13 protein-coding genes are annotated in these 18,716 nt (G+C 73.4%); 7 read left to right on the top strand and 6 right to left on the bottom strand.

All coding sequences use genetic code 11. The annotated features are described in order from the left end of the window. Nucleotides 1-244, top strand: a 244-nt coding sequence (locus LLG88_14760) for a metallophosphoesterase (GenBank protein ID MCE5248166.1), incomplete at its 5' end; no start/stop codon positions are given. Between the two features lie 109 nt (nucleotides 245-353). Here LLG88_14760 and LLG88_14755 read toward each other — a convergent pair. Both LLG88_14755 and LLG88_14750 read right to left on the bottom strand, forming a co-directional pair. After that, nucleotides 354-4,382 carry a response regulator gene (locus tag LLG88_14755; protein ID MCE5248165.1) on the bottom strand — a complete coding sequence of 1,343 codons (4,029 nt, stop codon included), beginning with the start codon at nucleotides 4,380-4,382 and terminating at the stop codon, nucleotides 354-356. Nucleotides 4,383-4,558: 176 nt separating this feature from the next. Then, entirely contained in the window at nucleotides 4,559-5,437 is an 879-nt protein-coding gene (locus tag LLG88_14750) for a hypothetical protein (GenBank protein ID MCE5248164.1), read from the bottom strand. A 75-nt stretch (nucleotides 5,438-5,512) separates the two neighbouring features. On the opposite strand from LLG88_14750, the gene LLG88_14745 reads away from it, so the two are divergent. Genes LLG88_14745 through LLG88_14720 form a run of 6 tightly spaced genes read left to right on the top strand, consistent with a single transcriptional unit; the run spans nucleotide 5,513 to nucleotide 13,316 of the window. Further along, a complete protein-coding gene (locus LLG88_14745) occupies nucleotides 5,513-6,820 on the top strand; it encodes an MFS transporter (GenBank protein ID MCE5248163.1) in 1,308 nt (435 codons plus the stop codon). 43 nt (nucleotides 6,821-6,863) lie between these two features. Then, complete coding sequence (locus LLG88_14740) at nucleotides 6,864-8,261, top strand: response regulator (GenBank protein ID MCE5248162.1); 1,398 nt, start codon at nucleotides 6,864-6,866, stop codon at nucleotides 8,259-8,261. Nucleotides 8,262-8,269: 8 nt separating this feature from the next. After that, nucleotides 8,270-9,403, top strand: a complete 1,134-nt coding sequence (dcm, locus tag LLG88_14735; GenBank protein ID MCE5248161.1) for a DNA (cytosine-5-)-methyltransferase — start codon at nucleotides 8,270-8,272, stop codon at nucleotides 9,401-9,403. Between the two features lie 29 nt (nucleotides 9,404-9,432). Next, nucleotides 9,433-9,759, top strand: coding sequence for an ATP-dependent Clp protease adaptor ClpS (locus LLG88_14730; protein MCE5248160.1), 327 nt, complete (start codon nucleotides 9,433-9,435; stop codon nucleotides 9,757-9,759). 4 nt (nucleotides 9,760-9,763) lie between these two features. Continuing rightward, nucleotides 9,764-12,058 carry an AAA family ATPase gene (locus tag LLG88_14725; GenBank protein MCE5248159.1) on the top strand — a complete coding sequence of 765 codons (2,295 nt, stop codon included), beginning with the start codon at nucleotides 9,764-9,766 and terminating at the stop codon, nucleotides 12,056-12,058. A gap of 34 nt (nucleotides 12,059-12,092) precedes the next feature. After that, the gene (locus tag LLG88_14720) at nucleotides 12,093-13,316 is read left to right on the top strand and encodes a hypothetical protein (protein MCE5248158.1); all 1,224 of its coding nucleotides are present in this window, start codon (nucleotides 12,093-12,095) and stop codon (nucleotides 13,314-13,316) included. Between the two features lie 886 nt (nucleotides 13,317-14,202). Here the strand turns inward: LLG88_14720 and LLG88_14715 are convergent. From LLG88_14715 to LLG88_14700, 4 genes are all read right to left on the bottom strand, one after another. Beyond that, nucleotides 14,203-15,513 (bottom strand): citrate (Si)-synthase, encoded by a 1,311-nt coding sequence (locus tag LLG88_14715; GenBank protein MCE5248157.1) that lies wholly within the window; start codon nucleotides 15,511-15,513, stop codon nucleotides 14,203-14,205. Nucleotides 15,514-15,625: 112 nt separating this feature from the next. Continuing rightward, nucleotides 15,626-16,282, bottom strand: coding sequence for a lipoate--protein ligase family protein (locus LLG88_14710; protein MCE5248156.1), 657 nt, complete (start codon nucleotides 16,280-16,282; stop codon nucleotides 15,626-15,628). Next, nucleotides 16,279-17,697: a dihydrolipoyl dehydrogenase gene (gene lpdA / locus LLG88_14705; protein MCE5248155.1), complete on the bottom strand. Its 1,419-nt coding sequence runs from the start codon at nucleotides 17,695-17,697 to the stop codon at nucleotides 16,279-16,281. The genes LLG88_14710 and lpdA overlap by 4 nt, the downstream gene beginning before the upstream one ends. A 16-nt stretch (nucleotides 17,698-17,713) precedes the next feature. Continuing rightward, nucleotides 17,714-18,716 (bottom strand): 2-oxo acid dehydrogenase subunit E2 (locus tag LLG88_14700; GenBank protein MCE5248154.1); only part of this gene is annotated, 1,003 nt, incomplete at its 5' end.

The following is an 18,716-nucleotide window of genomic DNA, read 5'->3' as shown; positions in this document are numbered from 1 at the left end:
GGACGAGGCGGCGCGGCTCGGGGCGGGGCTGATGATCTGCGGCCACACCCACGACGGGCAGATCTGGCCGTTCCGCTACGTCAGCGCGATGCGCTATCCGCTCGTCGCGGGGCTCTACGAGGTCGGCGGCATGCCGGTGGTCGTCGGCCGCGGGACCGGAACGTGGGGGCCGCGGATGCGGCTTTGGCGGCGGAGCGAGATCCTCAAGTTCACGTTGAAGTCGGCGCCGCCGGCGGCGCGCTGACGCCGCGCCCCGGCCGCCGCGCGCGGCCTTTCGCGATGTTCGGGCGCCCGCCGCTCTCGGCGCCGCGCACGGTCGTTGCGCCGACGCGGCCTTGTCCGGCCGCGGGGCGTCAGGCGGTGGCGGGCGCCGCGGCGGGCCGGTGCGCGTCGATGACGGCGAAGAGCCGCGCCGGGTCGATCGGCTTGGAGACGTAGTCGTCCATCCCCGCGGCGAGGCACTGCTCGCGGTCCCCCTTCATCGCGTGGGCCGTGAGCGCGATGATCGGCGTGCGGAGGCCGCGCGTCTCCTCGCTCTTCCGGATCGCGGCCGTCGCCTCGTAGCCGTCCATCACCGGCATCTGCAGGTCCATCAGCACGAGGTCGAACCGCTCCTTGGCGTAGGCCTCGATCGCTTCCTGCCCGTTGTTGGCGACGACGACGCTGTGCCCGCGCTTCTGCAGCAGGCGGACCATCATCTTCTGGTTGATCGGGTGATCCTCGGTCAGCAGGATGTGCAGGCCGGGGCCGTCCGGCGCGGGGACGGCGGGCGTCGGCGCGGCGGCCGCGGGCGACGCCGGCGCCGCCGCCTCGTCGCGTCGCGGCGCGGCGTCGGGCATCCGGCGCTGCTTGCGCAGCACGAGCTGCGCCGCGGAGAGCAGCTCCGCCTGCTTGATCGGCTTGGCGAGGCAGGCGCCGACGGCGAGCTCCATCGCCCGCTGCGCGACGCGGTGCTGGTCGGCGGCGTCGGCGAGCAGGATCGTGACCCAGGCGACCGCCGGCTCCTGCGCGAGGTAGCGCAGCGGCTCGATGCCGGAGAGCTTCGCGTCCATCACGACGAGGCTGAAGGGACGACGCTCGGCGAGAGCGCCGGCGATCAGCGCCTGCGCCGCGGCGCCGCTCTCGGCCATCTCCGGCGCGAGGCCCCATCCGGCGAGCAGCTCCGTCAGCGCCTCGCGGGCCGCGGCGCTGTCGTGGGCGACGAGCGCGCGGCGGGCGGGAAGCTGCGGCGCGGCGGCCGGCGCGTCCTCGCCGACGGCGCCGAGCAGGCAGACGAAACGGAACGTGCTGCCGCGCCCTTCCTCGCTCTCCACCGCCAGTTGCCCGCCCATCTTCCCGACGAGCGCGGTGGAGATCGTCAGCCCCAGCCCCGTCCCGCCGTAGCGGCGGGTCATCGAGCCGTCGGCCTGAGTGAACGCCTCGAAGATCCGGCGCTGCTTTTCCTTGGGGATGCCGATGCCGGTGTCCGAGACCTCGACGAGCAGCGCGACCTTGCCTTCGGGCGCCGGCTCGTCGGCGCGGCGCACGCGCAGCCGCACTTCGCCCTTCGCCGTGAACTTGATCGCGTTGTTCACGAGGTTGACGACGATCTGCCGCAGGCGCGCCTGGTCGCCGACGACGCGGCGCGGCACGTCGGGCGCGACCCGCCCGACGAGCTCGAGCCCCTTCTCCTGCGCGCGCACGGCGAACATCCGCATCGTGTCGTCGAACAGCTCGGCGAGCTCGAACTCCGTCTCGTCCAGCTCCAGCTTGCCGGCGTCGATCTTGGAGAAGTCGAGGATGTCGTTGACCAGCGCGAGGAGGGCGCTCGAAGAGGTCCGCACGACGTCCATGTACTCGCGCTGCTCGCCGGAGAGCTCGGTTTCCAGCGCGAGCTGGGTCATGCCGATGATGCCGTTGATCGGCGTGCGGATCTCGTGGCTCATGTTGGCGAGGAACTCTCCCTTCGCCTGGTTCGCCGCCTCCGCCGCCTCCTTCGCCCGCTGGAGCTCCTTCGTCCGCTCGGCGACGATCCGCATCAGCTCCCGCTCGCGGCGGCGCGCCTGCGCGGCGCGCCCGGCCACGACGCCGGCGCCGACGGCGAGGACCGCGCCGGCGACGATCGCGTAGAACCAGATCGTCTGGTGGAAGTGCGGGCGCAGGCGGAACTCGAACGCGGTCGGCGTCCCGCCCCAGCGCCCGAGCCGGTTCGAGGCCTCGACGACGAAGCGGTAGCTCCCCGGGGGGAGGTTCGTGTAGAAGGCCGAGCGCCGCAGCCCCGCGTCCACCCAGTCGCCGTCGAATCCTTCGAGGCGGTAGCGAAAGCGCACCTTCTCCGGCGCGACGAAGGTCGGCGCGGTGTAGTCGATCTGCAGCTCCCCCTTGCCGGGGGCGACGTCCGCGGGGACGCGCGGGCTGACCGACTGCTTGTTGACGACGACGTTCTCGACGACGACGTGGGGGAACGAGGCCGATTGGCGCAGGTCGCGCGGATCGATCGAGACGAGCCCGCCGGCGGTGGCGAACCAGAGGCGGCCGTTCCGGCTGCGCCACGCGCAGGGGTAGGTTCCGCCGTTGCACTCGCTGTCCTTGAATCCGTCGGCGCGGCCGAACGACTGCGCGTTGACGCGGGCGAGGCGCCCCTCGGCCACGGCTTCCAGCTCCGACTTGAGGACGCGCGCGACGCCGCGGTTGCTCGACGTCCAGAGCCCCCCCGCGTCGTCCTCGAGGATCGAGAAGATCATGTCGTCGAACAGACCGTGCTGCCCCGCGGTGAAGCGGGTCAGCTTGCCGTTCCGCAGTCGGCAGAGCCCCGAGCTGAGCGTGCCGATCCAGACCGTTCCGTCGGCGTCGAGCTTGAGGGCCATCACCGCGTCGGTCAGTCCCTCGCGCTGGCCGAGCGGCGCGAACTTCCCGTTCTTGAACCGGCAGAGGCCGGAGTCGGTGCCGACGATCATCGAGCCGTCGCCCGGCTCGACCATCCCGCCGCGGAGGGCGTTGCTGGGGAGGCCGTCCTCGACGCGGAAGGCGTCTACCTGCCCGTCGGGCGCGACGCGATAGAGGCCGCCGACGTAGCCGCCCGCCCAGAGGGCGCCCGCGCGGTCCTCGTACAGGACGCGCACCGCCCCGGCGTTCAGCTCCGGCGGCCCGACGAGCCGCTCGAAGCGCCGCCCGTTCGGGCGCATGCGGAAGAGGCCCTTGTCGGTTCCCGCCCAGACCGTGCCGTCCCGCCCCTCGAGCGCCGAGAAGAGGATTTCGCTCGGCAGGCCGTCGCGCACGTGGTACGACGTCACGACGCCGCGCTCGATCTTGTCCAGCCCGCCGCCGTAGGTCGGAACCCACAACGCGCCGCTCCGCCCCTCGTGCGCGCCGCGGACGAAGTTGTGGGAGAGCCCTTCGGTCGTGGAGAGGGTCGTGAAGCTGCCGTCCCGCACGCGGTTCAGTCCGTGCGTGTAGGTGCCGACCCAGAGGTTCCCCTCGGCGTCCTCGAGCAGCGCGCGGATGAAGTCGTCCACGCGGCTGTTCGCGGCGTTGAGCGTGGCGAAGCGGCCGCCGGCGAAGCGGGCGAGCCCGCCGCCGTTCGTGCCGACCCAGACGTTCCGGTCGCGGTCCACCTCGACCGCCTGCACGTCCTCGAACGGCAGGCCGTCGGCGAGGCGCCAGTTGCGGAAGATGCGGCCGTCGAAGAACGACAGCCCGCCCTGCGTGCCGATCCAGAGCCCGCCGTCCTCGCCGAGGTGGATGGCGTTGACGTGGTCGTCGGGGAGGCCGTCGGCGACGAAGTAGTTCTTGAAATGGCCGCCGTCCATCACCGCGAGGCCGCGGTTCGTGCCGACGAGGATCCGCCCCTGAGCGTCCTCGGCGAGGGCGTTGATCCGCTCGTCGGGGAGCCCGTCCTTGGCGGCGTAGCTGATGAACGTCTCGTCGTAGAGGCGGGCCAGGCCCTCGTTGGTGCCGATCCAGACGGCGCCGTCGCGGCTCTCGAACAGGACGTTGATGCCGCGCCGCGCCGAGCCTTCGCGCGGGGTGTACTTGGTGAAGACGCCGTTGTGGAAGCGGATCAGTCCGCCGCCGTCGAGCCCCAGCCAGAGCCCGCCGTCGCGCGCGGCGCACATCGAGCGGAAGAAGTGGCTCGGCAGCTCGGGGTTGCTGCGGCGGTCGAAGATCGTGAAGCGGACGCCGTCGTAGCGGACGAGCCCCTCCTGGGTCGCGAACCAGACGAAGCCGTCCTTGGTCTGGGCGACGGCGAGGGCGAGGTTCTGGGGCAGCCCCTGCTCGGTGGTCCACTGGTCCACGATCAGTTGGGTCGCCGCCTTGGTCGCGCTGAGGGCCGACGCTGGACGCACGGCGCCGAGCGCCGCCACAGCGGCGCAGAGAAGTAGGGCCGATCGCGTCAGGCGCATGGGGGGCTCGCCTCGCGGGCGCGACGGGGAGGTCCGCGCCCAATGCCGTTGCAACGACTTATCGACGCAGAATCTAAGTCCTTGACGGCGGCGGGCGCGAGTCCCGGCCGCCCGCCGCGCGGCGGAATCGCGACGCGGCGGGCGGGAGCGCTCCGGGGCGATCGGACAGACCCGGCTCAGCGCGGCACGGGGCAGAAGCCGCCGGAGAAGCCGCGGGCCGCTTCCCGCCGGGCGAGCGCGTCGTCGAGATCTTCGTCGGGGCGGGGCAGGACGCCGAGCTTGACCAGCGCGTCGTGGTACTCGTAGCGCAGTTCGAGCCGCGCGGCGGGCCGCGGTTCGGCGTCGAACGCCACCGATTCGACCGGATGCGCGACCTCGCGCCCGATCCCGGTCGCCGCCAGCTCGTCGCGCGTCGCGGCGCCGGCAAGCGACTTGGATCGGGCCTCGTTGCGCGCGGCGCCCGCCGCGGCGGCGTCGGCGGCGGACCCCGGGGCCGACGCGGCCGACGGGGGCGCGGCGGCCGACGCGGCCTCTTCCTGCGGCGCCGGGGCGCCCTTGCCGGGCGCGCGCGGCGCGGCCTGGACGAGCGGGACCGGGCGCGGGAGGCGCTCGAAGTAGACGACGGCGGCGACGACGCCGAGGTTCCGCGTCTTCCCCAGCCACGCGCCGTACGAGCCGCTTTCGCCGGTGAAGTAGAAGCGGCGCGCGGCGGCGTCGCTGGTCTGCCACCCGTCGAGGACGATCGTCTGGTACGGGTCGAGGATCCACTTCGCGGCCTCGCGCGCCCCGGTCGTGCGGGCGTCGATCGTGTTGAGGCCGTCCACGCTCAGCGCCACCGCGACGCGGCGGCCGCCGTGGTTGACGATCCGCAGGGCGTATTCCCGGCCGCGTTGCGCCTCGACGTAGACCCTGCCGCGCGCGGGGTACTCGGCGAGCGGGCGGCCGTCGACGAGGATCTCCAGCGAGACGGGGCCGCGGTCGAGCGCGGCGGCGGGAAGGAGAGCGGCGCAGGCGGCCGCGGCGGCGCAAAGGGCGGAACGGAGGACGAGGGACATGGGAAGCTCCTTTCTCGCCTCGTTGGACAGCCGATGGGGCGACGAGTTCCCGCGCCGCGTATCCTCGTCGGCGTCATGGAACGCGGCGGCGGAGAGGGATCCGAGGAAGTCGGCGCGGCCCGGCGGGGCGCGCGGCGCGCGGTCCGCGCCTTCGCCCACCGCGACTTCCGCCTCTACATCTCCGGCCAGATGGTCTCGCTCGTCGGCACCTGGATGCAGTCGGTGGCCCAGGGGTGGCTGGTCTGGCGGCTGACCCACTCGACCGCGATGCTCGGCGTCGTCGGCTTCTGCCAGATGGGGCCGATGCTCGCCTTCGGCCTGATCGGCGGGCTGGCGGCGGACCGCTTCGACCGGCGGCGGATCGTGATCGCGACGCAGAGCGTGATGCTGGTGCAGGCGACGCTCCTCGCCGCGCTGACGCTCGGCGGCGTGGTGCGCCCCTGGCACGTCCTCGTCCTCGCCACGTTGCTCGGCGTCGCCAACGCCTTCGACATGCCCGGCCGGCAGTCGTTCATCGTGCATCTCGTCGGGCGGGACGACCTGCCGAACGCGATCGCGATCAACTCCAGCGTCTTCAACAGCGCGCGGATCGTCGGCCCGGCGGTCGCGGGGCTGGTCGTCGCCCGTTGGGGCGAGGGGGTCTGCTTCGCGGTCAACGCGGTCTCCTACGTCGCGGTGATCGCCGGGCTGCTCGCGCTGCGCGTCCGCCCGACGCCGCGCGCGGCGGGGCCCGGAAACGCGATGGGGGAGCTGCGCGAGGGGTTCGCCTACGCCTGGAACGCGCGCCACGCCCGCTGGCTCCTCGTGCTGCTCGCGGCCGCCGGGTTCTTCGGCATGTCCTATTCCGCGTTCATGCCGGCCTTCGCCGGCGAGGTGCTCGGCGGCGGCCCGCACGAACTCGGCATGCTGCTCACCGCGACCGGCTTGGGCGCGCTCGTCGCCGCCTCGTTCCTCGCCGGTCATTCGGAGCTCCCGTTCCTCGCCCGGCTGGCGCCGTACTGCGTGCCGTTCTTCGGCGCGATGCTGATCGTCTTCGCCGCGGTGCGCTCGCTCGCCGCGGCGCTCTTCGCCTCCGCCCTCGTCGCGGTGGGGATGATCACGCAGCTCTTCCTGACCAACACGCTGCTGCAGAGCCTCGTCCCCGATCGGCTGCGCGGGCGCGTCGTCAGCATCTACTCCGTCACGTTCGGCGGCTTCGCGCCGCTGGGGAGCTTGGTTCTCGGGCAGGTCGCGCACGTCCTGCCGCTGCAGACCGTCGTCGCGGCCGGCGGCGCGGCGGCGGCGGCGATCGGGCTCGTCCTGGCGAGGCCGCTGTCGGACGCGGTCCGGGCGGCGGTCGAAGCCCGCGTCCCCGGGCGGGCGGCGGAGCCCGAGGTTAGGTAGAGTAGGCGGTCGCGGCCCCCCGGGGTCGGGAAGGATCGCCCTGATGGCGCGGATCGAAGAGACGCTTCGCTTCGTTCCCGGCGGCGCGGCGTTGGTCGACGCCGCGGGAACGGTGCGCGCCGCATCCGAACGATTCGGCGAAATGCTCGGCGCCGCGGCCGACGGTTTGGCCGGCCGGCCGCTCGCGGAGCTGCTCGACACCGGCGGGCGGCCGATCGCCGAACTGCTGGACGCGATTTCCGGCGCCGACGCGCCGCCGGCGAGCGTCCTGCTGCGGACGGCCGGCGGACGCGCCCCGGCGCTGCTCGTCGGCGCCCCCGCCGAAAACGACCTGATCATCGCCGCCCTGCCGGTGGACGCCGCCTCGTCGGCCCCCGACATGCTGGCGCGGCTCGCCGCGGGCGTGGCGCACGACTTCAACAACATGCTCACCGCGATCCTCGGCAACGTCTCCCTCGCGCGGCTCGCCCTCGCCCCCGACCACGCCGCGCAGACGCGGCTCGCCGCGGCCGAGCAGGCGGGGGAGCGGGCGCGCGGGCTGACGCGGCGCCTCCTCACGTTCGCCCGCGGCGGCGAGCCGGTGAAGCGCACGGTGGAGGTCGCCGACCTCCTGCGCGAGGCGGCGCGCGACGGCGCGGCCGGCCGGATCCGCTGCGACCTCTCGCTTCCGCCGAACCTCTGGGCGATCGACGCCGACGCGGGCCAGATCGCGCACGCCGTGCAGAGCCTGCTCCGCCGGGCCGGGACGAACGCCGAGCGGGTCGAGCTGTCGGCGGAGAACATCGCGGCCGAAGCGCCGCGTCCCGTCGGCGCCCCGGGCGGCGCGGCGGTGCGGATCGTCGTCGCCGCCGCGGGCCGCGCGGGACGCGACGCGGAAGAGGACCACGACGCGCGCGCCTCGGCCTGGCTCGATCTCGCCGCGGCCTACTCGATCGCGCAGCGGCACGGCGGCGCGCTGCTGATGCCGGACGCCGAGGGGGCGGCGACGCTCGAGCTCTGGCTTCCCGCGCTGGCGACGCCGCGGCCGGTCGTTCCCGTCGGGGACGGCGTGCCTTCGGGACGGCGCGTGCGCGTCCTCGCGATGGACGACGAGCCGCTGATCCGCGAGGTGATGCGCCTCTACCTCGAACGGCGCGGCTTCGAGGCCGTCACCGCGGCCGAGGGGCGCGAGGCGATCGACCTCTACCGGCGCGCCTTCGGCGCCGGACGCCGCTTCGACGTCGTGATCCTCGACATGACGGTCCCCGGCGGCATGGGCGCGGCGGAGGCGATCGCCGGCCTGCGCGAGATCGACCCCGGCGTGCGCGCGATCGTCGCCAGCGGCTTCGCCACCGATCCGCTGATGGCCCGCTGCCGCGAGCACGGCTTCGCCGCGGCGCTCACCAAGCCGTTCCGCGCCTCCGAGCTGGGCGAGGCGCTCGACGACGTGCTGCGCGGCTGAGCGCGCACGTGGCGGACGGCGCGGGGTTCTACGAGTTCTTCGCCGGGGGCGGCATGGCCCGCCTCGGCCTCGGTCCCGCGTGGACCTGCCTCTTCGCCAACGACGTCTGCCCGAAGAAGGGCGCCGCGTACCGCCGCAACTTCGGCGAGGACGCGCCGTACGTGGTCGAGGACGTCGCGCGTCTCTCCTCCGCGCAGCTTCCGGGGCACCCCGATCTCGTCTGGGCGTCGTTCCCCTGCCAGGACCTCTCGCGCGCCGGACGCGGCGCGGGGCTTAAAGGGGCCCGCAGCGGCACGTTCTGGCCGTTCTGGGAACTGATGCGGGCGCTCGACCGCGAAGGGCGCGGCGCGCCGGTCGTCGTGCTGGAGAACGTCGTCGGCGCGCTCTCGTCGAACCGCGGCGCCGACTTCCGCGCGATCGTCGCCGCGGTCGCCGCCTCGGGCCGGCGGGTCGGCGCGCTCGTGCTGGACGCGGCCGACTTCGTGCCGCAGTCCCGCCCGCGGCTCTTCGTCGTCGCCGTCGCCGCGGACGTCGCGGTTCCGGAGGCGCTGCGCGGCGGCGCCGCGGGATACGGCCGGACGCGCGCCGTCGCGGCCGCGGCCGCGGCGCTGCCGGACGAGCTCCGCGCGTCGTGGATCGACTGGCGCCTTCCGGCGCCGGACGCGCCGCCGCCGCCGCTCGCCGCGCTGATCGAGGACGTCCCGCGCGGCGTGCGCTGGCGGCCGGCCGCGGAGACGGCGCGGTTGCTGGCGATGATGTCGGCGACGCAGCGCGCGAAGCTGCGCGCGGAGCAGGCGCGGGGCGGGCGGGTCGTCGGGGCGCTCTACCGCCGCACGCGGCGCGACGCGGCGGGAACGCGCGTCCAGCGGGCCGAGGCGCGCTTCGACGGCGTCGGCGGCTGTCTTCGCACCCCGGCCGGCGGATCGAGTCGCCAGACGATCCTCGTCGTCGAGGGGGAAAAGGTCCGTTCCCGCCTGCTTTCGGCGCGCGAGGCGGCGCGGATGATGGGCCTGCCCGACGGCTACGTCCTGCCCGACAACTACAACGAGGCGTACCACCTCGTCGGCGACGGCGTGGTCGTGCCGGTCGTGGACTTTCTGGCGCGCCGGCTGCTCGCGCCGCTCCGCGCGGCGAGGCGATAGAATCAACTTTCCGGAGGCGCGCGAAGGCGATGACGGACGATCTCCCGGTCGGGCCCGGCGGGCCGCAGGAAGAGACGATCGAGCGGACGGAGAAGAAGGCCGTCGAACCGGAGCTGTGGAAGGTCTACCTGCTCAACGACGACTACACGACGATGGACTTCGTCGTGGACGTGCTCGAGCGGATCTTCCGGATGTCCCCCGCGGAAGCGCACGGGACGATGATGCACATCCACCGGAACGGCAAGGGGCTGGCCGGCGTCTACCCGCACGAGATCGCGGAGACGAAGGCCGCGGCGGCGATCGAGGCCGCCCGCGGCGCGGGTTTCCCGCTGCAGGCGACGCTCGAGAGGGAGTGACGCGATGTTCAGCGCCTACGTCGAACGCCTGATCTCCGTCTCCTGCCGCGAGGCGTCCTCCCGCCACCACGCCTACGTGACGCTGGAGCATTTTCTCTTCGTCCTCGCCCACGACCCGGAAGGGGAGGAACTCCTCGCCGCGGTCGGCGTGGACCTGAAGCGGCTGCGCGCGGCGCTGGAGACGTTCCTGCGCGAGAAGGTGGAGCGGCTCGCCGACGGGAACGAGGCCGATCCGCAGCCGACGCTCGGCTTCCAGCGCGCGCTGCGCTCGGCGGTGATCCACGTGCAGAGCGCCGGCGCGCCGGAGGTCCGCCCCGGCGACCTGCTGGCCGCGCTGCTCGAGGAGAAGCGCTCGCAGGCGGCGAAGCTGCTCGCCGCGCAGGACGTGACGCGGCTCGACGTGCTGAACTACATCGCGCACGGCATCTCCAAGGTCCCGCCGCCGGACCGCGCCGCGGCGATGGAGCGCGGCGAGGACGAGGGGGACGAGGAGGACGAGGAAGAGGCGCCGCGGGAACGCGGCGGGCGGCCGCGCCGTCGTCCCGATCCGCTCGCGGCCTATGTCGTGCCGCTGTCGGAACGGGCGCGCGACGGCGCGCTCGATCCGCTGATCGGCCGCGCGGCCGAGCTGCAGCGCGCGCTCGAGGTCCTCTGCCGGCGCCGCAAGAACAACCCGGTCTTCGTCGGCGACGCCGGGGTGGGAAAGACGGCGATGGCCGAGGGGCTCGCCCTGCGGCTGCTCCACGAGGAAGGCGTTCCGCCGGCGCTGCGCGGCGCGGAACTGTTCGCGCTCGACGGCACGGCGCTCGTCGCCGGCACGCGCTACCGCGGCGACTTCGAGGAGCGGTTCAAGGCGGTGATGGACGCGCTGCGCAAGCGCCCCAAGCCGATCCTCTTCATCGACGAAATCCACGCCACGATCGGCGCCGGCGCGGCCTCGGGGTCGGTGGACCTCGCGGCGATGATCAAGCCGGTGCTGACGCAGGGGGACGTGCGCGTCGTCGGCGCGAGCACCTTCGAGGAGTTCAAGCAGATCGAGAAGGACCGAGCCCTCGCCCGGCGGCTGCAGAAGATCGTCCTCGAGGAGCCGTCGCCGATCGAGACCGAGGCGATCCTGCGCGGCCTCAAGCCGCGCTACGAGGCGCACCACGGCGTCGTCTACGAGCCGGAGGCGCTGGAGGCCGCGGCGCGGCTCGCCAAGCGGCACCTCAAGGAGAGCCGCCTGCCCGATTCGGCGATCGACCTGCTCGACGAGGCCGGCTCGATGGTCCGGCTGGAGAACGCCGACCGCGAGGCGGGCGAGCCGCCGCGCATCGGCGCGGCGGAGGTGCAGCGGGTCGTGTCGCGCATCGCGCGGATCCCCGAGCAGCAGGTTTCCGGCGGCGACCGCGAGCGGCTGCTCGGGCTCGAGGAGTCGCTGAAGCGGGTCGTCTTCGGCCAGGACGAGGCGGTGGCCACGGTGGCGCAGGCGATCAAGCGCTCGCGCGCCGGCCTCGCCTCCCCCGACCGTCCGAGCGGCTGCTTCCTCTTCACCGGCCCGACCGGCGTCGGCAAGACGGAGCTGGCCAAGCAGCTCGCGCTGCAGCTCGGCGTCGAGTTCATCCGCTTCGACATGAGCGAGTACGCCGAGAAGCACGCCGTGGCGCGGCTGATCGGCGCCCCTCCGGGCTACGTCGGCTTCGAGCAGGGGGGGCTGCTCGTGGACGCGGTGCGGCAGCATCCGTGGAGCGTGGTGCTGCTCGACGAGATCGAGAAGGCGCACCCCGACATCTACAACATCCTGCTGCAGGTGATGGACCACGCGACGCTGACCGACAACGCCGGGCGCCGCGCCGACTTCCGCCAGACGGCGCTGATCCTCACCTCGAACGCCGGCTCGCGCGAGCAGGCGGCGGGGGCGATCGGCTTCAAGGGGGACGAGGGGCGGGACTCCGCGGCGCGGGCCAAGGAGGCCGTGGAGCGCGTCTTCAGCCCGGAGTTCCGCAACCGCCTCGACGCGATCGTCACCTTCAATGCGCTGCGGCACGAGGTGATGGAGTCGATCGTGGACAAGTTCATCGCCCAGCTCGAGGCGCAGCTCGCGGAGCGGAAGATCGCGGTCGCGCTGACCGACGAGGCGCGGGCGCATCTGGCGCGGCGCGGCTACGACCCGAAGTTCGGCGCGCGGCCGCTGGCCCGCGTCGTCCAGACCGAGGTCCGCGACCCGCTGACCAACGAGATCCTCTTCGGCCGCCTCGAGCGGGGCGGCACGGTGACGATCGGCCTCGACGGCGAGCGTCTGACGTTCAGCGTGAACTGACCGGCGCGGGCCCGCCCCGCGCCCGGGAGATCCCATGCACCTGACGAGCGTCACGCACCGCGACCAGCTCTTCGACGTGGCCACGCGTTGGTTCGGCGACCGGGTCGAGCCCGGCGACGGCCGCTTCCTCACGCAGCTCTTCGTCTACGAGAACTTCATCACGCCGCCGACGCTGCGCCGGCTGATGACCGACGTGCTGCAGGCGGCCTATCCGGGGGCGGCGCGGCTGGAACGCGTGCGCTCGAAGGACGAGGTCCGCGACGCGATCGTCCAGGCGGTGACCAAGCCGACGCGGCGGGAGGCGGAGCTCTTCGCGCTCTACCGCAACCGGCGGGACGAGTTCTTCCCCTGCACGCCGGCCGACGTCGTCCTCGCGCGGCGCGGCGACGGAACGCTCGCCGGGATGATGCGGGTCAAGCGGATGCGGCGGGTCGCCGAGAAGGCCTCGCGCCGCGTCGCCGACCGTTTGGCCGGCGAGATCCACCGGGCGGCGGAGCGGGTCGCCGCGCGGCGCGCCGCCGAGGCGGGGGTGTCGCTGGACAAGCTGGTTTCCTCCCCCGACGCGATGTTCGAGGACTTCGCGCAGGCGGAGCGGATCGTCTCCCTCGGCTTCCGCGACGGCACGGTCGCCTTCACGCCGGACGAGCTGCGGGTGGACGACGTGATGGGGATGAAGTTCGTCGCCTCCGAGGACGACCTCGCGCGGATCGAGCGGGCGGTGCTCGACGATCCGCTGGTCGTCGGCGCGCAGCGCGAAGAACACCGCGGGCTCTACAACGACATCAACCTGCTGCTCGACCTGCGCCTTCCGGATCCGGAGAAGATCGTCGCGCGGGAGCGCGGCCGGGACTGGAGCTCCGCCGGCGGGCGCGGGCTGCCGGTGGAGGAGTTGGAGCGGGGGTTCCCGCGGTACGTCGCGGAAGGGGCGCGCACGGTGCGCGTCGAGGTGATCCTGACGACGCCCGCGGAGTTGGTGGAGTCGGAGTTCGGGCGGTCGATCCACGAGCAGCGGATCCTCGAGCAGCGCTCGGGCGCCTACAGCGGCCGCATCGCGAGCAACGCCTCGTTCCTGATCGAGTACCTGCTGATGCTGGCGATTTCGCCGACGGTGGAGATCGAGGAGCTGCCGATCAAGATGTGGGGGCGCTACCTTTCCGACGCCTACGCGCAGGCCGTGTGGAAGCTCTTCGGCATCACGCTCGGCCTTGATCTGTTCGACCCTCTCGCCGCGCCTCCCGCCCACGTGGCCGTTCCCTGACCGAGGCCGCCGACGAACCGTAGGGGCGGTTGGCGCGCCGATCAGATCGTCGGAACGACGGCGCCGCCACCGCGCCTGCCGCCCGACCCGATCACCGCGCCCGATCGCCTTTCGGCGCCCCAAGGCAAGGTTTCGCGTGAATCACGTCGGGAGGCAGGCGCGGAGGAATCATCCGCGGGCGAACGATCGTCGTGACGCGCCAGCCTCCCCTACACGACCCCGACAACGGCGCCGAACGCCGGCCCTCGAATGCATCCCACGGCACCGACAAGCGCGACGCGAGGCGGCGCAAGACGCACGAACCGTAGGGGCGGTTGGCGCGCCGATCAGATCGTCGGAACGACGGCGCCGCCACCGCGCCTGCCGCCCGACCCGATCACCGCACCCGATCGCCTTTCGGCGCCCCAAGGCAAGGTGCCGCGTGAATCACGTCGGGAGGCAGGCGCGGAGGAATCATCCGCGGTCGAACGATCGTCGTGACGCGCCAGCCTCCCCTACACCCATCCCGATCACCGAATCGAAGACGACAAGCGCGTCGCGCGGAGGGGGGCGGCGGCGGAGCATTGCCCCGTCGCGGAGCCGCCGCCCCCCGCAGCGCGACGCGCGCCCTCGCCGGACACGCGCCCTAATGCCGCAACGCGAGACGCGTCGAGGCGACCGCGTACCAAGGCCGAGGCGCGAGGCGAAGCAAGACGCACGAACCATCCAAGAGCGACCATCCCCCCGCGGACACCGACACGACGCGCGTCCCTCGAATCGCGCGGGCATTACGTCCCTCGAGACGCGGGCCCCTTCGTCCCTCGCACCCCGCGGGCCTTTCGTCCCTAGAACCCCGCGGGCCCTTCGTCTCTCGCACCCCGGGGGCCTTTCGTCCCTCAACCCGGCGTCACAGGTTGTAGACCTGCTCCCTCACCCACCCCGTGGTCACCGACTTCGGCCTCTCCAGCGGCAAGTTGAGCGCGCGGTCCCAAAGCAGCGACGCCATCGTCCCCGTCGCCCGCGAAACCCCGAACAACACCGTGAAGAAATCAAGCTCCGTCATCCCGTAGTGCAGCAGCACCGCGCCGGAGTGGGCGTCCACGTTCGGCCACGGATTCTTGATCTTCGCCTGCGACTCCAGAATCGGCGGCGCCACCTCGAACAACGTCGCCACGATGTAGAAGACGTCGTCGTCCGCCATGTGCTTCAGCGCGAACTCGCGCAGCGCCATGTAGCGCGGATCCGTCCGCCGCAGCACCGCGTGCCCGAACCCCGGCACGACCCGCCCCGCGCCGAGCGTCTCCCAGATGTAGTTCGCGATGTCGTCCCGCGTCGGCCGCGCCTTGCCGATCGACTTCTGCAGCTCGAGGATCCAGCGGATCGACTCCTGGCTGGCGAGCCCGTGCAGCGGCCCGGCCAGGCCGTTCATCCCCGCCGAAAGGGCGTAGTAGCAGTCGGACAGCGCGGAGCCGACGAGCCGCACCGTGTGCGCGCTGACGTTCCCCCCCTCGTGGTCGGAGTGGATCGAGAGGTAGAGCCGCATCAGGTCGGCGAACTGCGGCTGGTCGTAGCCGAGCATGTGGGCGAAGTTGCGCGCCCAGTCCCAGTCCTTCGGCCCCGGCTCGACGTGCCGCCCGCCGTGGTAGGCGCGGCGGTAGACGTAGGCCGCGACGAGCGGCGCGTTGGCGAGGAGGTTCATCACGTCGTCGTACATCGGCCGCCAGAGGTCCCGCTTGGCGATCCCCTTGTGGTAGGCCGCGGCCATCGCCGACTCGGTCTCCAGCGACAGCAGCCCGAGCGAGTACTGCGTCATCGGGTGCGCGTCGCGCGGCAGCGCGTCGAGCGCCCGCGCGACGTGCGTCGGCAGTCCCTCGCGGCGGCGCCACTCGGCGCCGACGGCGCGGGCGTCCTCCTCGGTCGGCATGTCGCCGGTCAGCAGCAGGTAGAAGAGCCCCTCGGGCAGCGGCTGCTCGCCCCCCGGCGCGCGCGGCAGCGTCTCGATCAGGTCGGGGATGGTGCGCCCGCGGAAGCGGATCCCTTCGAGCGGGTCGAGCGCCGAGGTCTCGTAGGTCATGCACTTCACGCCGCGCATGCCGCCGTAGGCCTGCGCGACCGTGCATTCCGAGATCTTGAACTCGCCGTGCTCGCGCTGGATCCGCGCGACCTCGTCCGCGAACGGCTGGATCTTGCTCTGGAAGACTTCTTTCAGGTCGGCCATGGGCGGGCTCCGCGGTGGGGGCGCCGCCGCGCGGGGCGGCGCGACGCTCTATCTATACGTTGCAAGCGGGGCGCGGACGGCGGGGAAGTCGCCTGCCCCGCGCGCGCCCCGGCTAACCGGCCGTCTGCGCGGCGAGCGCCGCGGGGTCGAGGGCCGCGGCGAGGGCGGGGGCGAGCGACGCGGCGCGAAACGGGCCGAGCGCGGCGAGCGGCCGGACGAAGTCGAGGTGGCCGCGGCCGCGGCGGTACTCCGGTTCGCGCGGCGGGTGGGCGAGGTAGCGCGGCAGCAGCGAGAGGTCGGGATCGACGAGCAGCGAGGTGGAGTAGTGGAGCAGGCCGCGCGCGCGGCGGATGCAGGCCCCGCCGAACTTCCGCTCGCCGACGACGAGGTCGGAGCCGGCGGCGACCGACGCCCCGCGCACCCCGCAGCGCGCGAGGCCGTCGATCAGCCAGGCGGAGATCCGCGCGAAGTGGGCCGGGGAGCCGCCGAAGCCGGGGGCGCGGTAGACGACGGAGACGATCACGTTGCCCGGGTCGAGGACGACGGCGCAGCCGCCGCCGCCCCGCCGCAGCACCGGCACGCCGTCGGCGAGGCAGGCCTCCGCGCGCAGCTCGACCTCCGGCTTCCCTCCGGCCCCGAGGACGACCATCGTCCGCGGCGCCGGCGCGACGCGCACGAGCGGCCGCGCGGCCGCGGCCGCGGCGGCGACGAGGTCGTCGTCGAGGTCGTAGGCCCCGACGACGAGCCGCTCCGCCGCGGGGGCGCTCACTTCTTCGCCGCGTAGATGTGGATCGCCGCGTCGGCGGCGACCTCCGCCGCCTCCATCAGCGACTCGGAGAGGGTCGGGTGCGGGTGGATCGTCGCCGCCAGGTCCTCGATCGTCGCCCCCATCTCGATCGCCAGCGTCGCCTCGGCGATCAGGTCGGAGGCGTGCGCGCCGACGATCCCGACGCCGAGGACGAGCTTGCTCGCCGGGTCGCAGAGGATCTTGGCGAACCCGTCGGTGCGCCCCATCCCCTTCGCCCGCCCCAGCGCGGCGAACGGGAACTTGCCGACCTTGACCTCGATCCCGCGCTCCTTCGCCTCGGTCTCGGTCAGGCCGGCCCAGGCCAGCTCCGGGTCGGTGAAGACGACCGCCGGCACCGCGCGCGGGTCGAACGCCGCGCCGGACAGGCCGGCGATCACCTCCGCCGCGGCCTTCCCCTGCGCGCTCGCTCGGTGGGCGAGCATCGGCCCCGGCGTGACGTCGCCGATGGCGTAGACGTTCGGCGCCGTCGTCCGCAGCCGCTCGTCCACGTGGATGAAGCCGCGCTGGTCGGGGACGATCGCCGTGTTCTCCAGCCCGAGGCCGTCGGTGTTCGGTTTGCGCCCGACGGCGACGAGGACCTTGTCGAACTCCAGAGTGCGCGCGGCGCCGTCCTTCTCGATCCCCACCGCGTAGCCGGCCGACGTCTTGTCGATCGCCGCGACCTTGGCCCCGAGGACGATCTCCTCGAACTGCTTCTTCGCCGAGCGGGCGACGATCTGGGCGAGGTCCGGGTCGCAGCCGGTCAGCATCTGCGGCAGCAGCTCGACGACCGTGACGCGCGAGCCGAGGCCGGCGTAGACCATGCCGAGCTCCATGCCGATGTAGCCGGCGCCGACGACGAGCAGCCGCTCCGGGATCTCCGGCGCGCCGACCGCCTCGCGGTTGCTCCAGAGGCCGAGCCCCGCGCTCCCCGGCAGCTCCGCGGCGCGCGAGCCGGCGGCGACGATGCAGTGCTTGAACTGCAGGCGCGTCGGCTCCGGCCCGTCCACCGCCAGCACGTCGCCGCGCTCGAACCGCGCGCGGCCGCGCACGACCTCGATGCCGTGCCGCTTGAAGAGGCCGGAGACCCCCTTGGACAGGTCGGAAACGACCCCTTTGACGAACGACCGCAGCGCCTCGCCGTCGATCTTCGCGCCGGAGAAGGTCAGGCCCATCCGCTTGGCCTCCTTCGCCGCGGCGAGCGTTTCGACGACGTGGATCAGCGCCTTGGAGGGGATGCACCCCTCGAGCAGGCAGACGCCGCCCAGCTCCTCGCGCTCCTCGACGACCACGACCTCGCGCCCGAGGCTCGCCGCGCGGATCGCCGCGACGTAGCCGCCGGGGCCGCCGCCGACAACCGCCAGATCGACTTCCTGCGTCGGAGTTCCCATCACCATCGTCGTTCCCTCTGCGTCACTTCGCGGTGAAGAGCCAGGAGAGCGGTTCGGAGAGGCGCCGCACGAGCGCGCCGACGAAGCGCGCCGCGTCGGCGCCGTCGGCCACGCGGTGGTCGAAGGCGAGCGTCAGCGGCAGGATCGTCCGCGCGACGATCTGCCCTTCGTGCACGACCGGCTTCGGCTTCGCCGTCGCCATGCCGAGGATCGCCGACTCGGGGTAGTTGATCGTCGGGATCAGCGCCGTCCCGCCGAGCGGGCCGACGTTGGTGATCGTGAAGGTGCCGCCGCGCATCTCCGCCGCGTCGAGCTTCCCCGCGCGCGCCCGCGCCGCGAGGTCCTCGATCTCCGCCGCGATCTCCAGCACCGACTTCCGGTCGGCGCCCCGCACGACCGGCACGACGAGGCCGTGCCCCGAATCGACGGCCACGCCGACGTTGTAGTACTTCTTGTAGACGATCTCGCCGCGCGCCGGGTCGAGGCTGGCGTTGAACATCGGGAACTCGGCGAGCCCGGCGGCGACCGCCTTGACGACGAACGGGAGGAGCGACATCCGCGCCCCCGGCTGCCCGGCGCGCCGTTCCCGCTCGCGGCGGCGGAACTCGTCGAGCGTCGTCACGTCGGCCTCGTCGATGTGCGCGACGTGCGGCACGAGGATCATCGAGGTCGTCATCTTCTTGGCGACCTTGCGGCGGATCGAGCGGATCGGCTCGCGCTCCACCGGGCCTTCCTGCGCGAAGTCGGGGAGCGGCTCGATCTCGAGGAACGGGATGCCGGCGCCGATGGCCGCGGGGGGCGCGGCGACGACTTCCTCTTCCGGCGCGGCGGGCGCGGCGGCGGGCGCCGCGGCGAACCGCTCGACGTCCTCGCGGCCGACGCGGCCGCCGGGGCCGCTGCCGGGGACGGCGTTGATGTCGATGCCGAGCTCGCGCGCAAAGCGGCGCGTCGCGGGCGCCGCGGGCACTGGGCCGCGCGGCGCGGCGGCGGGCGCGGCGGCCGGAATCGCGGGGACCGGCTGCGTC

The sequence above is a fragment of the bacterium genome (assembly GCA_021372775.1).
Classification (GTDB): domain Bacteria; phylum Acidobacteriota; class Polarisedimenticolia; order J045; family J045; genus JAJFTU01.
This window is presented reverse-complemented; position numbering and strand designations above follow the sequence as displayed.

Coding starts and splice junctions, on each gene's coding strand:
- lpdA (MCE5248155.1), bottom strand. CDS start 17,697: ATGGTGATGGGAACTCCGACGCAGGAAGTCGATCTGGCGGTTGTCGGC.
- LLG88_14725 (MCE5248159.1), top strand. CDS start 9,764: ATGTTCAGCGCCTACGTCGAACGCCTGATCTCCGTCTCCTGCCGCGAG.
- LLG88_14755 (MCE5248165.1), bottom strand. CDS start 4,382: ATGCGCCTGACGCGATCGGCCCTACTTCTCTGCGCCGCTGTGGCGGCG.
- LLG88_14730 (MCE5248160.1), top strand. CDS start 9,433: ATGACGGACGATCTCCCGGTCGGGCCCGGCGGGCCGCAGGAAGAGACG.
- LLG88_14745 (MCE5248163.1), top strand. CDS start 5,513: ATGGAACGCGGCGGCGGAGAGGGATCCGAGGAAGTCGGCGCGGCCCGG.
- LLG88_14740 (MCE5248162.1), top strand. CDS start 6,864: ATGGCGCGGATCGAAGAGACGCTTCGCTTCGTTCCCGGCGGCGCGGCG.
- LLG88_14750 (MCE5248164.1), bottom strand. CDS start 5,437: ATGTCCCTCGTCCTCCGTTCCGCCCTTTGCGCCGCCGCGGCCGCCTGC.
- LLG88_14720 (MCE5248158.1), top strand. CDS start 12,093: ATGCACCTGACGAGCGTCACGCACCGCGACCAGCTCTTCGACGTGGCC.
- LLG88_14715 (MCE5248157.1), bottom strand. CDS start 15,513: ATGGCCGACCTGAAAGAAGTCTTCCAGAGCAAGATCCAGCCGTTCGCG.